The organism is Algoriphagus sp. NF, assembly GCF_028823735.1.
In the GTDB taxonomy this organism is placed as follows: Bacteria; Bacteroidota; Bacteroidia; order Cytophagales; family Cyclobacteriaceae; genus Algoriphagus; species Algoriphagus marincola.
Map to the genome: position 1 here is coordinate 85,341 of NZ_JAPEIB010000006.1, position 12,414 is coordinate 97,754.

The following is a 12,414-nucleotide window of genomic DNA, read 5'->3' on the forward strand; positions in this document are numbered from 1 at the left end:
TCCAAGGAATTAATCTTCATCTGACTCATCTTCCTCCTCATCTGGCGCTGGGGGAATCTCCAATCCGGAGATCACCTGATCCATATGCTGGGCATAAGCCGCTGACTCATCCGGAAAAAATGCCAACTCAGGAATAATTCGAACAGACTTGCCGATTCTTCTACCCAAATGATGTCTAATTTCTTTTTTGTGCTCCTGAATGAGCTCATAAGTAGACTGCGTGTCTGCAAGCAAAAAACTAAGGTAAACTTTTGCAACACTTAAGTCAGGACTGACAAAAACCCTCGTAATCGTCACCATCGCCTTCCCTACCAGGTGTTTAGCCTCTTTTTGAAATATTTCTCCCAACTCCTTCTGCAGAAGTTTTGCGTGTTTTTGTTGTCTTTTGCTTTCCATTTGAAGTATTTATGGTACAAATTTAGCGAAATACTTGGGCAAGCTTTAATTTCGACCCAGCTAACCCCAATTCTACAGCCTTGTTTCAATTTTTCAAATTAAACGATCCATTCCGAATAATCGGTGTAGTCTTTTTTCTACTCCTCTGGACTATTCTTTATTTGGTGTTTGCGGACCTTCCGCTCACTCAGCTTCAAATGAGTTGGATGCTGCTCGGTGAGCGATTGGGAGATGGATTGCTCTTCTATCGCGATTTAGTAGATGACACAGGTCCCTTGTCGGCTGGCTTTTTCTTTCTGATAGATTGGATATTTGGAGGCAGCTCTCTAGCCTATCAAATCATCGGTAGGATTTTGATTTTCATACAAGTGATCTACTGGAACAGCGCTCTCATCAGATACCGCGTCTTTGATGAAAATACATTTATCCCGGCTATTGTTTTGCTGAGCCTATTCCATATTAGCTTTGATATGCTGAGCCTAAGTCCGGCACTATTGGGTAGTACCTTTGTGCTATTTGCACTATCACAGCTATTCTCCCAGACCATCCTCCAAAAAGAAAGCAGTGAGGCGACCTTATTAATTGGAATCTATGGGGGTTTGGCTACGGGCTTTCATCCCATTTATATCGTTTTTCTTCCCTTTTTGATTATCGTTGGAGTGACTATTAGCGGATTTAGCTTTAGGCAGTTGATCCTATCGCTGATTGGCTACTTCACGCCTTTGTTACTTATCGTGGTTTATTATTTCTGGTCGAATGGGCTGGAAGATTTTCTGAGAATTTGGCCTTTGAGTTTCACATCCGAAACATACCAGTTTCATACCTTCGCCACCTTAGGAATTCTCTTTGCATTCCCACTTGTTTTGGGATTTTTAGGATACTTTTTTGGAGTACTATCTAAAGGAGCCTCCATCAATCAGCAGAAACAGCGGCAAATATTATTTTTCTGGGCAATCTTCGCTGGCTTAGCCATTTTCATTTCAAGGCATCACGCAGCTTTGGAAATGATGGTTTTTCTCCCATTAATAAGTTATTTGATTACTGCTTTTTTCTTGGAGGTGAAGAAAAAATTACCTCTACAGATAGGCTTTTGGGGCTTGGTCATTCTTCTGCCTTTGGGTTCTTGGTGGTTTTGGGCAGAAAACAGATCGCTACAATCGGAATATTTCTTAAAAGAATCCCCAAATCCACAATGGCCGGGAAAAAGTGTCCTAGTGCTTGACAGTGACCTTTCTTTATACCAAGAACATTCCATGAAAGGCCCCTTTCTAAATTACTATTTATCCCAGGAGCTTTTGGAGAAGGAACGAACCTTCGCTAGAAAAGTGCAGCTTTTTAGAATGATCAATAAGCAAATGCCTGAAGTGGTTTATGATCCACATGGTGACTTTGGTCAATTGCTGAGTCAGTTCAAGGAGCTTGAACGAAAATATAAAATGGAAAAAACGAATGTCTTTATCTTGAAATAAGGGTTCAAACATTTGTATTTCAGCGATTTAAAATGTTATTTGAGACTGGTTCTTACTTTTTAACCCAATTCACAAATGGATCGTCTCAACGATATTTTGAATGCTTTTTCTACACAGGAAAAGGAGCAATTACTTCATTTAGCTTCTGCAAGAAATACAGCCAGGTCAAAAAAGCTCGACCTTCTTAGATTACTGATTAGAAATCCACATGAAGAGGATGACTTTTTTGCAAAGAGACTTTATCCTAATCATCAAAGCAATGCTTTTCCGCAGCTTAAAAAGCGGCTGAAGGAAGAGATCAAGGAAATCTCTGTTTTGATCAAGCCATCTGCAGTCAATACCAAAGCCCATCAGCGCATCAGGTGTTCTGAATTAATCTTACAATCTCAACTGCTGCTTGCCCGAAATCTTCGAGACGAAGGATCAAAACTCCTTCAAAAGAGCCTGGAACTGGCCATTGAAGGCGGCTTTCACGATTTGGCACTGACTGTATTCTCCATTGGACAAGAATATGGATCTGGCCACGTACTCAGTACCAAAGACCTTCCGGAGCTCGAGCTTGCCATCAAGTGCCATTTGCAGGTATTGGTAAGCCAGTCTGAAATACACGCTGATGGAAAATTGCATAGCTCCAATCGATGGTTGAGACAGATGATTCAAAAACTGAATGCAAATCGGAAACAATGGGGATTGGTAAGCAGCCTCAAAAATTCGATTCAAAAAAGAGATTATGAGGAGGCGAGCCTATTGATGGAGCAAGTAGAAAGTGAAGAGTTTTCCGAACCGGATGACTACTCTGCCTTGTGTGAATTTCTTCATGCCAAGCTGCAATTGCTCTTCGAAAAAATGGACTTTCTCCCAGCCCAATCCCTTTGCGAAGAATACCTACAATCGAAACTCAAAAACCAGGAAGTTCCATCGACATTTTTTCAATATTATTTCCTTTCACTATTTCATCAAAAAAAATGGGACGAGGCATTACAGGTAATTCATCAAAAACTTAATGGACCCGAACTTCAGAAAAATCCACACTGGGAATATTGGAAAGCTTTGACGTTTTTCTCCTTAGAAAAGTACAAACCAGCGTTGAAGTTAATTCATGATTGCCAATCCCGCCTCAAGTCGGTTCCGGATTATTATTTGGGATCAAAAATGCTGGAGTTAATGATTTTGTTTGAGCAGAAAGATATGGACTGGCTTGAGTACAAAATGGAAAACTTTCGAAAACTCCTTTCTAGATGGAGCCACAAGGCTAGCATTCGATTGAATTCTGCCTTTCATTTGCTCTCAGATCTACATCAACACACCGAGGTAGAAAGGCTTCTGGAATCTTCGCTATGGGAAAAACTCAACCAAAGAATAGGAGAATACAAGTGGCGCCCAGATGGATTTGAATTACTTCCTTATGATCAGTGGTTTTATAAAAATATTGTTAAATAATTTCTAGATAAAATTCAATATTTAAATTTTTTTAATTCTTTAATTAAATAAAAAGCAATTTAGATCTTAAAAAGATAGAGATTATTTTTAAACTCTTTTTGGTTTATATTTAATTGATTTTCAGGATTTTACAATATTTTGATGAGAATTTTTCTAGTTATTTCAATCTTATTTTTTCCTATCAAAGCCCAAGCCACTTCAATACCTTAAGAGGATCTTTATATTCTTTCATTCTTTCACTTTTAGTCGATGATCCATTCTGTTTTAGAATTTCTTACGGATGAGTTAAACACCTTTATCAAACTAAAGGTAGGCGATCCTACGACAACCCGGATTTATCTCTCTGGAGTAACCAACGAGGCTGGAATAGCCATTCCTGATCAATCTTTGGGTATTTCCCTGATCAATATCGAAGAAGAGCGGGTCAATAAAGACCAGCAAAACCGATTCGTCAATGCAGTGGGAAAAGTCGAGAAGCGAAACCCCGAAATCCGACTCAACCTCTACGTCCTAATCACGGCTAATTTTCAAAATAAGAACCCTAACAACTCCTCGGATGATTATGTGGAAGGGCTAAAGCAGCTGAGCTATGCAATTTCTTTTTTCCAATCGAAAAACGTCTTTACGCCTGAAAACAGCCCCGGTTTGGGGAGTTTCCATCCCAATCTTCAAAAGATAGTAGTGGAATTGTACAGCTATTCCTTCGAGCAGCTTTACAATTTCTGGTCTGTGGTAGGTGCAAAATACCTGCCCAGTGTGCTGTATAAAATCAAAACCATCAGCATTCAGGAAAATGCAGTCCTCGAGCAGGGTGAGCCGATCGAGCAGATATTCACACAAAGCCAGCACAAGTCATGAATATCATCTACAAGAGACTTTTCGAGCTTTCTATACGACACGAGTTTTTCGCAAATGGGAAAGGAAGAAACCTCAATCTAATTCCCACCAAAGAAACGCAGAACCTTTTCAAAAGTGGGCGAATTCTTTTTAGAGACACTCCCAATGGCACCTTAGTTTTATATCGAGCAAAAAATGACCTAGTAAGCCCTGAAATAGATCTTCCTCGACCGAAAACATTCACTTTTTTGCTGCAGAGTACTGATCAGGCTTTTATCCAAACTGTCAGCGATTTTGATAAACTACCCAGAAAATTTTCTTCTGGTGACTTTTTACATTTTCAAAATCTTCCTGCCCAAGCTTCCACCGATTCCTCGAGTCCAGAGTCCCTAGAACATGAAATATTGGATGGAAGACGTCCCATGAGATTCAGCTCAGAATTAGTACTAAATCCAAATCCCAGTATAGTCATTCTTCAAGTCCTGGATTCGGATGGGAACAAAATCAGCTCAGGTCAGGATTTCAATGGCCAAGCATTTCCGGTGGACCGAACTATTCAAGCTGAACCAGATGGGAAGGTCCGATTTGAAATCAATCTAAATGGTAAAAAGGAAGGAGTGTACACAATTCGACTCCGAAATGACTTAGATACCACGACGCTTTGGACGCGTGACTTTTTTTTATCCACAGATCCAAAAATATCAAATAGCCTTGGTGTGGTACAGATTCGATACAGCAACTCACCGGATCATTTATATGGATTGCAGGAGTTTTATCGCCTACAACTAAACAGAAAGACCTCAAAGTGGACATACTACATCGTCAACCAAAATAATCGAATAGACTTGAGCTCATCTACCCTGATCATCGAGGACAGGGAAAATCCCCCAAGCTCTCCCTATTCACAATATCAATTTGATCAGTTGGGAAGTACTCCCCATCCAGATATCCGGATCAATGATCACGAAACGGTCATTTTCAGATCGCAGGTACCCATTCCATATTTCGAAAGGCCCAAGCTCAACCTTGAGCTCCGAAGAAATCCAGGCAATCGGGTTTTATTTTCTCATTTACCCAATCCTCTCCGGCACAGCCCTGTCAAGACTGACGGAGGAGACCCCATATCCGAAATCTATGTATACATCTAGCATCACAGACCATGGCAGACTTTAAAACTCCTGGAGTTTATATCCAGGAAATCTCTACTCTTCCAGCCTCCGTCGTACCGGTAGCCACTGCTATCCCTGCCTTTATCGGCTACACCGCCAAACGGGAGAAAAACGGAGAAATAATCGCAAACAATAAACCAACCCGGATAACTTCATATCTGGAGTTTAAGGAAATATTTGGGGACTCTTTTTATGAAAGGTATGAGGTCAGCCTGACGAGCACCGAACCGGGCTATACTATTACCGACCCAAGTCATTTTTCAAATTACTTATTACCCTACCATGTCTATCTCTACTTCCTAAATGGAGGAGGACCATGCTACATCGTATCCGTAGGCACTCACATTTCCAATCCCAGTGGAAATGAAATTGATCCGGCAGCCTTACTGGCAGGTTTAGCTGCTCTAGAGGAGGAGGACGAGCCAACACTTCTTGTAGTCCCCGAAGCGGCAGTTCTTTCTGATGTCAACCGTACCACACTACATGATCAGCTTTTGGCACAATGTGCAAAGCTTCAGGACCGCTTTGCGATTATGGATGTCCTTCACACGACCAACAATACGCCTCTAGAAGATGCCACGGCATTCAGAAATCAGGTAGGCACATCCGACTTGAAATATGGAGCAGCTTACTATCCGGGTTTGAAAACATTTTTATTCAGAAACTTCAATGAGAAAACGCTCATTTTGACAGACAATCGTGGTGGTACAGCACAAGGTCCTTTTCACCAAATGCCCTTAGAAATGCTGGGAACGGGTAGCAACCGAGCAGTAGGCATTATCCAAATCACCAACAACGCTAACCTTGATCTGGACTCCTTCACTATTGACACAGATACCTTTACCGAAGGGGCAGAATTTACCAAAGAGCCTGGACCTTCAGCCAATGCAGGATCAGCAGAAAACTTACTGGTAGCCATCCAAGCAGCTGCAAATCCCAACTACACCGCCCGAAGGTCAGGAGCTACGATCATCATTGAAGCTACTGCCGAAGGAAGCGCCGGTGAAAGCTTGGCTCTGACTTATACAGACAATGGAGACGGAGGAGCTACTATTAGCCCTGGAGGCACTCTTCGAATCCCCCAGGCTGAAAAATCACTCTACAATGCCATCAAGGCGAAGCTTGAATCCAAGGTAATGACTCTTTATCCTTCTGCAGCAATGGCGGGAGTATATGCTCGCGTAGATGGTCAACGAGGCGTATGGAAAGCACCGGCAAATGTGAGCCTGCGCGGCGTATCTCAGCCATCTGTGCTTCTCTCATCGCAAGATCAGGAGCCACTCAATGTGGATGCTACCTCTGGAAAATCAATCAATGCGATTCGGCTTTTCCCAAGCAAAGGCAACTTGGTCTGGGGGGCTAGAACACTGGCCGGAAATGACAATGAATGGCGATACATTCCAGTCAGAAGGCTCTACATTTTTGTAGAAGAGTCAGTCAAAAAAGCTACTGAGTTTGTGGTTTTTGAGCCCAACGATGCAAATACCTGGATGCGGGTAAAAGCCATGATCGAAAACTTCCTATCCGGCCTATGGCGGGAAGGAGCACTGGCTGGGGCAAAACCTGAACAGGCATTTTTTGTCCGGGTAGGATTGGGTCAGACCATGACCTCATTGGATATTCTGGAGGGTCGTATGAATGTGGAAATCGGCATGGCAGCCGTGAGACCTGCAGAATTCATCATCCTGAAATTCTCTCACAAACTTCAAGAAAGTTGATCTAACCATTAAAAATAAAACCATGGCAAATTACTTCACACCAGGCGTCTATATAGAAGAGATCTCTACACTCCCTGCATCAGTGGCAGCAGTAGAGACAGCCATACCTGCCTTCATTGGTCATACCGATAAGGCTACAAAAAACGGAGAAGATGTACGGGGTGTTCCTACTCGAATCACCTCTATGCTTGAATATGAGTCCATCTTTGGCAAGGCCAACCCGGAGGCAATTACTATCACGATCACGGATACTTATGGAGGCCCTCCTACCAAACTTACTGAGCGAACTATTTCAGCAGCTTTGACTTCATCGGCCTCTGTTTATAAGATGTACTATAGCCTTCGAATGTTTTTTGACAATGGAGGTGGACCCTGTTACATCATATCAGTCAATGACTTCACCGCAGGGCCGAGTGTAGGAGATCCGACAGACAGCACCAGTCTACTGGGAGGATTAGCGGCTTTGGAAAAAGTAGATGAACCAACACTCATTCTTTTTCCGGATGATCTCTCACTGGCAAATGCAGGACAGGTATATGAGCAAGCTCTAGCTCAATGCGAAAAGCTTCAGGATCGCTTTGTCATCATGGATGTAAAAGAGGAAGGAGCAGGCCCCATTACAGATGCGGACAATTTCAGAGGTTCATTCGGCATCTCAGATCTGAAATATGGAGCAGCATATTACCCCAAGCTCAAATCAGCCTTGAATTATGGTTTTGATAATAGCTCAATTACAGTCGCACAAAGCAGTAGCTATGAAGGAACCGAAACTCCTGCTCCGTCTACCCCAACAGATGCAAATGGGCAGACGCTCGACTGGATCGCCACCAATGATCCGAGCCTCCACCGGGCTATTCTAGCCGAAATTGCAAAACTCTATGTGACTCTTCCCCCAAGCGGAGCAATAGCCGGTATTTATGCCAGAGTGGACAGTCAACGGGGCGTGTGGAAAGCCCCTGCCAATGTCAGCGTACGATCCATCATTGGGCCCTCCATCAAAGTGACAAACGAGCAACAAGGATCTCTTAACGTAGATGCTGCTTCAGGAAAGTCTATCAATGTCATTCGCAGCTTCACCGGAAAAGGAACCTTAGTCTGGGGAGCCCGAACCTTAGCAGGAAATGATAATGAATGGCGCTACATACCAGTAAGACGACTCTTCATTTTCATTGAAGAATCAGTTAAAAAAGCAACCGAATTTGTGGTCTTCGAACCCAATGATGCTAACACATGGCTTCGGGTGAAAACCATGATCGAAAACTTCCTTTCCAAGCTTTGGAGAGATGGTGCACTGGCCGGAGCCAAACCGGAGGATGCCTTTTTTGTCCGTGTAGGACTCGGAAGCACCATGACAGCTCAAGATATTCTCGAGGGAAGGATGAATGTAGAAATCGGATTGGCAGCAGTACGACCTGCAGAATTCATCATCCTGAAATTCTCACACAAACTTCAAGAATCATAAACCATTAAAATCTCAATACCATGGCAGTAGCATATCCAGTTTCCGTCTTTCATTTTCAGGTAGAGTGGGGCGGTACCCGAATAGGTTTCACCGAAGTATCTGGCTTAACAGTAGAGCTTCAGTCTATAGACTATCGAGAAGGAAGCTCTCTGGAATACCACGTCAGTAAAATGCCCGGCATTCCTCAATACAGTAATATCACACTCAAAAGAGGAGTCTTTCGTGCCGATAATGAGTTTTTCCAATGGCTCAACACCGTCCGGAAAAACAATATCGAACGACGAGATCTCACCATCAGCCTTCTCAATGAAGAACATGAACCCGTAATGGTTTGGAAGGTAAAAGAAGCCTGGCCATGTAAGGTAGAAGGCCCTTCACTCAACTCCACAGGGAATGAAGTGGCCATCGAGACGATCGAGCTTTGCCACGAAGGGCTTTCCATCGAAACTCCCTAATCCATGGCGCTTTTCTACCCACCTACCGGTTTTCATTTCTTGGTTCGATTTGAGGGTCTTCTACTCAAATATCCAGGAATTCCAGATGTTGGGTTTCAGGAAGTAGGTGGCCTAAGTGTAGAAATCGGAGTAGAGGAATATGCTGAAGGAGGAGAAAACCGCTTCAAGCATCGAATGCCAAATCCAGTTTCCTACCCAAACCTTACCATGAAAAGAGGAATGCTAGTCGGGTCCCAACTGATGAAGTGGTTTAAGGATTCTGTGGAAGCTTTTCAATTCGAAGCACAGGACATTACAGTTATCCTACTCAATGAGCAACACCTGCCACTTCAAGCTTGGAATTTCATCAATGCCTGGCCGGTCAAATGGAACATTGAAGGACTCAATGCGATGGAAAACACCCTGATGATCGAGTCAATTGAATTTGCTTATCAGTACTACCGAAGAATTGACCCAACAGACCTTTTACCGATTTGATATGCCCATTGAAGTCAAAGAATTAATCATTCGTACCACCGTGGATACGGCAGATGAAAAGCCTACCGGTACCAAACGTCCGATTCCTCGAGTGGAAGCTTTGGAAAAAGGAATGGAAGAAATAGTCCACCTGATCAAAAATAAAAACGAACGCTAATCTCATGGCACTTAAAGACATATTCTCACCGCTAGGAGGTCTGGAAAAACTGAAAATCACCGCATTTTCGGATGACTTTTTCACTTCTTCCAGGCAAACTTATGTCGTCATGTACAATCCGACTGCTTACAGTCAGGAGGTTCAAAATAAATGGGTGCCAGAAGAGGGACTCGCAGATGGAGCCCAGAATCAATTTCGTTCGAACCAGTCTGAATCGGTCACCTTCGAGTTTTTATTTGATGCGACAGCTGCCTCACCACCGGGAAATGATTCGCCCGGAGACATCAACCTGGATTATTTGGGGGACAGCAAGCCAAATACAGATTTGATCAGCAATGACAAGGTATCAGCGATCCAACTTATCCAAGAGGATAAACATGTGGACCGGGCCATTCAGCGATTCCTAGACATCACGCAGAAAATCCAATCTGACACGCACAAACCCAACTTTCTACAAATCAACTGGGGAGCATTTCAGTTTCGGGGAGTGTTGGAAAGCGCTACGATCAATTACAAACTCTTCAATTCGGCAGGACTTCCTATCCGGGCAACGATTTCAGCCAAATTCAAGCAATCCATATCCAGAGAAGAACAGGCCGCAGAGACTGCCCGCAACTCGCCGGATCTCACCCATGTCCGAGTGGTAAAAGCAGGAGACACCCTCCCCATCATGTGCCAGCGGATCTACGGCAACCCAGATTACTACTTGGAAATAGCCCGAATCAATCAATTGAAAAACTTTCGAAAACTAGAAATAGGACAGGAGCTTTCCTTTCCGCCAGTTCAAAAGAATTAAACTATGCCCATCATACCCGTAAGCGCTCGTACCAATCCAGATTTGGCTACTCACACCATCCTATCGGAAGGTCAGGAGCTCCCTGCTTCTGTGGGAGTTGCCATGCTTGCTGTGACCCATGCGATCAACAAGGTTCCCGCTGCCCGCTTGGTTCTCTTTGATGGAGATGTGGCGACGGGTGAATTCGAATTAAGTGATGGGGACTTATTTGTGCCAGGGAGAAAAATCGAAATCAAAGCAGGCTACAATAACGATGAAGAACAAATATTCGAAGGAATCATCATCAAGCATGGTCTGGATATCAGCAAGGACTCTTCCAAACTCGTTTTAGAGCTTCGAGATCCTGTCATTCGAATGACCGTGGGACGAAAGAACAATTACTTTTTTGACTCCTCCGATTCGGAAATCATCGAAACTTTAATTAGCAGCTATCCTGACCTAAGTGCAAATGTGGAAAGCACCCAGCCAAATCATGCTGAAATGGTGCAGTATTATTGCTCAGATTGGGATTTTATGCTTACCAGAGCAGAATCTTCCGGGAAAATAGTCTGCGTAGCTGCAGGAGAGGTAGAAGTTTTCAAACCTGACACTGGTAGCGAACCGGTACTTGAACTGGAGTTTGGAATGAATGTGATCAGCTTCGAGGCCGAAATGGATGCCCGAAGGCAATATTCTTCGAGTAGGGCCGTGAGTTGGGATGCATCCCTCCAAGAACTGAAAGAAAAAGAATCTGCCAACCCCAATTTGGATATCCATGGGAACATCAGTCCAGATGACCTAGCAGCAGTCATTGGGCTCAGCGAAAACAAGCTACAGCATGGCGGACCCAAAAAAGACGAGGAACTTCAATCTTGGGCCGACACCAACCTTTTCCGAAGCAGATTATCCAAAATCCAAGGCAGACTGAAGACTTTAGGAAATAACAGTATCCGTCCGGGTGATTTGGTATCCCTACAAGGATTCGGAGATCGATTTAATGGAAAAGCTTTTGTCTCCTCCGTGTATCATGAGATTTCACCAAATCAGAAATGGTTTACCCATCTGGGAATTGGTCTGGACCCAAAGCTCATTGCCTACACCTACGATGATATTCAGGATGCGCCTGCGGCGGGGCTTTTGCCGGCTATCAAAGGACTGCAGGTTGGAAAAGTGACGATGCTACAAGACGATCCGGAAGGCGAATTCAGAGTGAAAGTCGTCATCCCCATGATCAAAGCTGAAGAGGAAGGAATATGGGCACGATTGGCCCAAATTGACGCAGGAGATGGAAGGGGCAGCTTTTTCTATCCAGAAATCGAAGATGAAGTAATCGTCGGATTCATCAACGAAGACCCACGGGATGCAGTAGTCCTTGGCAAACTCTACAGCAGTGCCAAAGCAGCACCTCTGGAGCCTTCAGATGACAATCACGAAAAGGGAATCTTCACACGATCTGGAATGCGAATTCTCTTTAATGACGAGGTAGTTTCACTCAAAATCGATACGCCAAATGGCAATCAAATCTTCATCAGTGAAGAAGATGGGAGCATTTTAATAGAGGATGAAAATAGCAACCGATTTAAAATGAGCAGTGAAGGAATAGAGCTAGAAAGTAATAGTGATATTCAGATTAAGGCCTCAGGAGACATCAAAATGGAAGGCACCAATATAGAATTGAAAGCCTCGGCAGGATTGAATGCTGAAGGTGGTGCTTCAGCAGCATTTACTTCCTCAGGGAATACAGAAATACGAGGATCAATTGTACAAATCAACTAAGCCATGCCAGCAGCAGCAAGAGTCACCGATCTTACAAATCACGGAGGAACCATCGTTGGGCCCGGACAAGCAACCGTACTTATCGGAGGTATGCCGGCTGCAGTAATGGGGGATATGCATGTGTGCGCTTTACCACCCTCTGGACATCAGCCGACATCTAGCCCATTTACAATAGGAAGTGCTACAGTAATGATCGGAGGCGTGCCAGCCTTGCGAGTTGGAGATACCTGTGGATGTGGCGCATCCGCAGTCATTGGCGAACCCACTGTAATCATTGGATGAT

The 12,414-nt window shown here is 43.8% G+C and carries 13 protein-coding genes; 12 read left to right on the top strand and 1 reads right to left on the bottom strand.

All coding sequences use genetic code 11. The features are described from left to right. Positions 1-9 precede the first annotated feature (9 nt). Positions 10-396, bottom strand: a complete 387-nt coding sequence (gene rbfA, locus OU792_RS04375) for a 30S ribosome-binding factor RbfA (protein ID WP_026946719.1) — start codon at positions 394-396, stop codon at positions 10-12. An 80-nt stretch (positions 397-476) separates the two neighbouring features. On the opposite strand from rbfA, the gene OU792_RS04380 reads away from it, so the two are divergent. The 12 genes from OU792_RS04380 to OU792_RS04435 all read left to right on the top strand — a co-directional run bounded on the left by OU792_RS04380 (position 477) and on the right by OU792_RS04435 (position 12,413). Beyond that, a complete protein-coding gene (locus tag OU792_RS04380) occupies positions 477-1,865 on the top strand; it encodes a hypothetical protein (protein ID WP_274669576.1) in 1,389 nt (462 codons plus the stop codon). Between the two features lie 75 nt (positions 1,866-1,940). Beyond that, positions 1,941-3,305 (top strand): hypothetical protein, encoded by a 1,365-nt coding sequence (locus OU792_RS04385; protein ID WP_134199080.1) that lies wholly within the window; start codon positions 1,941-1,943, stop codon positions 3,303-3,305. Positions 3,306-3,554: 249 nt separating this feature from the next. Continuing rightward, a complete protein-coding gene (locus OU792_RS04390) occupies positions 3,555-4,163 on the top strand; it encodes a DUF4255 domain-containing protein (protein ID WP_134199078.1) in 609 nt (202 codons plus the stop codon). Beyond that, complete coding sequence (locus tag OU792_RS04395; protein WP_134199076.1) at positions 4,160-5,290, top strand: hypothetical protein; 1,131 nt, start codon at positions 4,160-4,162, stop codon at positions 5,288-5,290. The genes OU792_RS04390 and OU792_RS04395 overlap by 4 nt, the downstream gene beginning before the upstream one ends. 11 nt (positions 5,291-5,301) lie before the next feature. Then, positions 5,302-7,029, top strand: coding sequence for a phage tail sheath family protein (locus OU792_RS04400; RefSeq protein ID WP_274669577.1), 1,728 nt, complete (start codon positions 5,302-5,304; stop codon positions 7,027-7,029). 22 nt (positions 7,030-7,051) lie between these two features. Then, the gene (locus OU792_RS04405) at positions 7,052-8,491 is read left to right on the top strand and encodes a phage tail sheath family protein (protein WP_134199072.1); all 1,440 of its coding nucleotides are present in this window, start codon (positions 7,052-7,054) and stop codon (positions 8,489-8,491) included. A gap of 20 nt (positions 8,492-8,511) precedes the next feature. Continuing rightward, entirely contained in the window at positions 8,512-8,946 is a 435-nt protein-coding gene (locus OU792_RS04410; protein WP_024283984.1) for a phage tail protein, read from the top strand. 3 nt (positions 8,947-8,949) lie between these two features. Next, positions 8,950-9,423 (top strand): phage tail protein, encoded by a 474-nt coding sequence (locus OU792_RS04415; protein ID WP_100628891.1) that lies wholly within the window; start codon positions 8,950-8,952, stop codon positions 9,421-9,423. Position 9,424: 1 nt separating this feature from the next. Next, positions 9,425-9,580, top strand: a complete 156-nt coding sequence (locus tag OU792_RS04420) for a DUF5908 family protein (protein WP_165967576.1) — start codon at positions 9,425-9,427, stop codon at positions 9,578-9,580. Between the two features lie 4 nt (positions 9,581-9,584). Next, complete coding sequence (locus OU792_RS04425; protein WP_100628890.1) at positions 9,585-10,376, top strand: CIS tube protein; 792 nt, start codon at positions 9,585-9,587, stop codon at positions 10,374-10,376. A 3-nt stretch (positions 10,377-10,379) separates the two neighbouring features. Next, positions 10,380-12,131 carry a type VI secretion system tip protein VgrG gene (gene vgrG, locus OU792_RS04430; RefSeq protein ID WP_274669578.1) on the top strand — a complete coding sequence of 584 codons (1,752 nt, stop codon included), beginning with the start codon at positions 10,380-10,382 and terminating at the stop codon, positions 12,129-12,131. 3 nt (positions 12,132-12,134) lie between these two features. After that, a complete protein-coding gene (locus tag OU792_RS04435; RefSeq protein ID WP_024283988.1) occupies positions 12,135-12,413 on the top strand; it encodes a PAAR domain-containing protein in 279 nt (92 codons plus the stop codon). The last annotated feature ends 1 nt before the right edge of the window (position 12,414 follow it).

What these genes read in the sequence shown, in the direction of transcription:
- OU792_RS04420 (WP_165967576.1), top strand. Translation starts at nt 9,425, where the DNA reads ATGCCCATTGAAGTCAAAGAATTAATCATTCGTACCACCGTGGATACG.
- OU792_RS04405 (WP_134199072.1), top strand. Translation starts at nt 7,052, where the DNA reads ATGGCAAATTACTTCACACCAGGCGTCTATATAGAAGAGATCTCTACA.
- OU792_RS04410 (WP_024283984.1), top strand. Translation starts at nt 8,512, where the DNA reads ATGGCAGTAGCATATCCAGTTTCCGTCTTTCATTTTCAGGTAGAGTGG.
- OU792_RS04425 (WP_100628890.1), top strand. Translation starts at nt 9,585, where the DNA reads ATGGCACTTAAAGACATATTCTCACCGCTAGGAGGTCTGGAAAAACTG.
- OU792_RS04395 (WP_134199076.1), top strand. Translation starts at nt 4,160, where the DNA reads ATGAATATCATCTACAAGAGACTTTTCGAGCTTTCTATACGACACGAG.
- OU792_RS04385 (WP_134199080.1), top strand. Translation starts at nt 1,941, where the DNA reads ATGGATCGTCTCAACGATATTTTGAATGCTTTTTCTACACAGGAAAAG.
- OU792_RS04415 (WP_100628891.1), top strand. Translation starts at nt 8,950, where the DNA reads ATGGCGCTTTTCTACCCACCTACCGGTTTTCATTTCTTGGTTCGATTT.
- OU792_RS04390 (WP_134199078.1), top strand. Translation starts at nt 3,555, where the DNA reads ATGATCCATTCTGTTTTAGAATTTCTTACGGATGAGTTAAACACCTTT.
- rbfA (WP_026946719.1), bottom strand. Translation starts at nt 396, where the DNA reads ATGGAAAGCAAAAGACAACAAAAACACGCAAAACTTCTGCAGAAGGAG.
- vgrG (WP_274669578.1), top strand. Translation starts at nt 10,380, where the DNA reads ATGCCCATCATACCCGTAAGCGCTCGTACCAATCCAGATTTGGCTACT.
- OU792_RS04400 (WP_274669577.1), top strand. Translation starts at nt 5,302, where the DNA reads ATGGCAGACTTTAAAACTCCTGGAGTTTATATCCAGGAAATCTCTACT.
- OU792_RS04435 (WP_024283988.1), top strand. Translation starts at nt 12,135, where the DNA reads ATGCCAGCAGCAGCAAGAGTCACCGATCTTACAAATCACGGAGGAACC.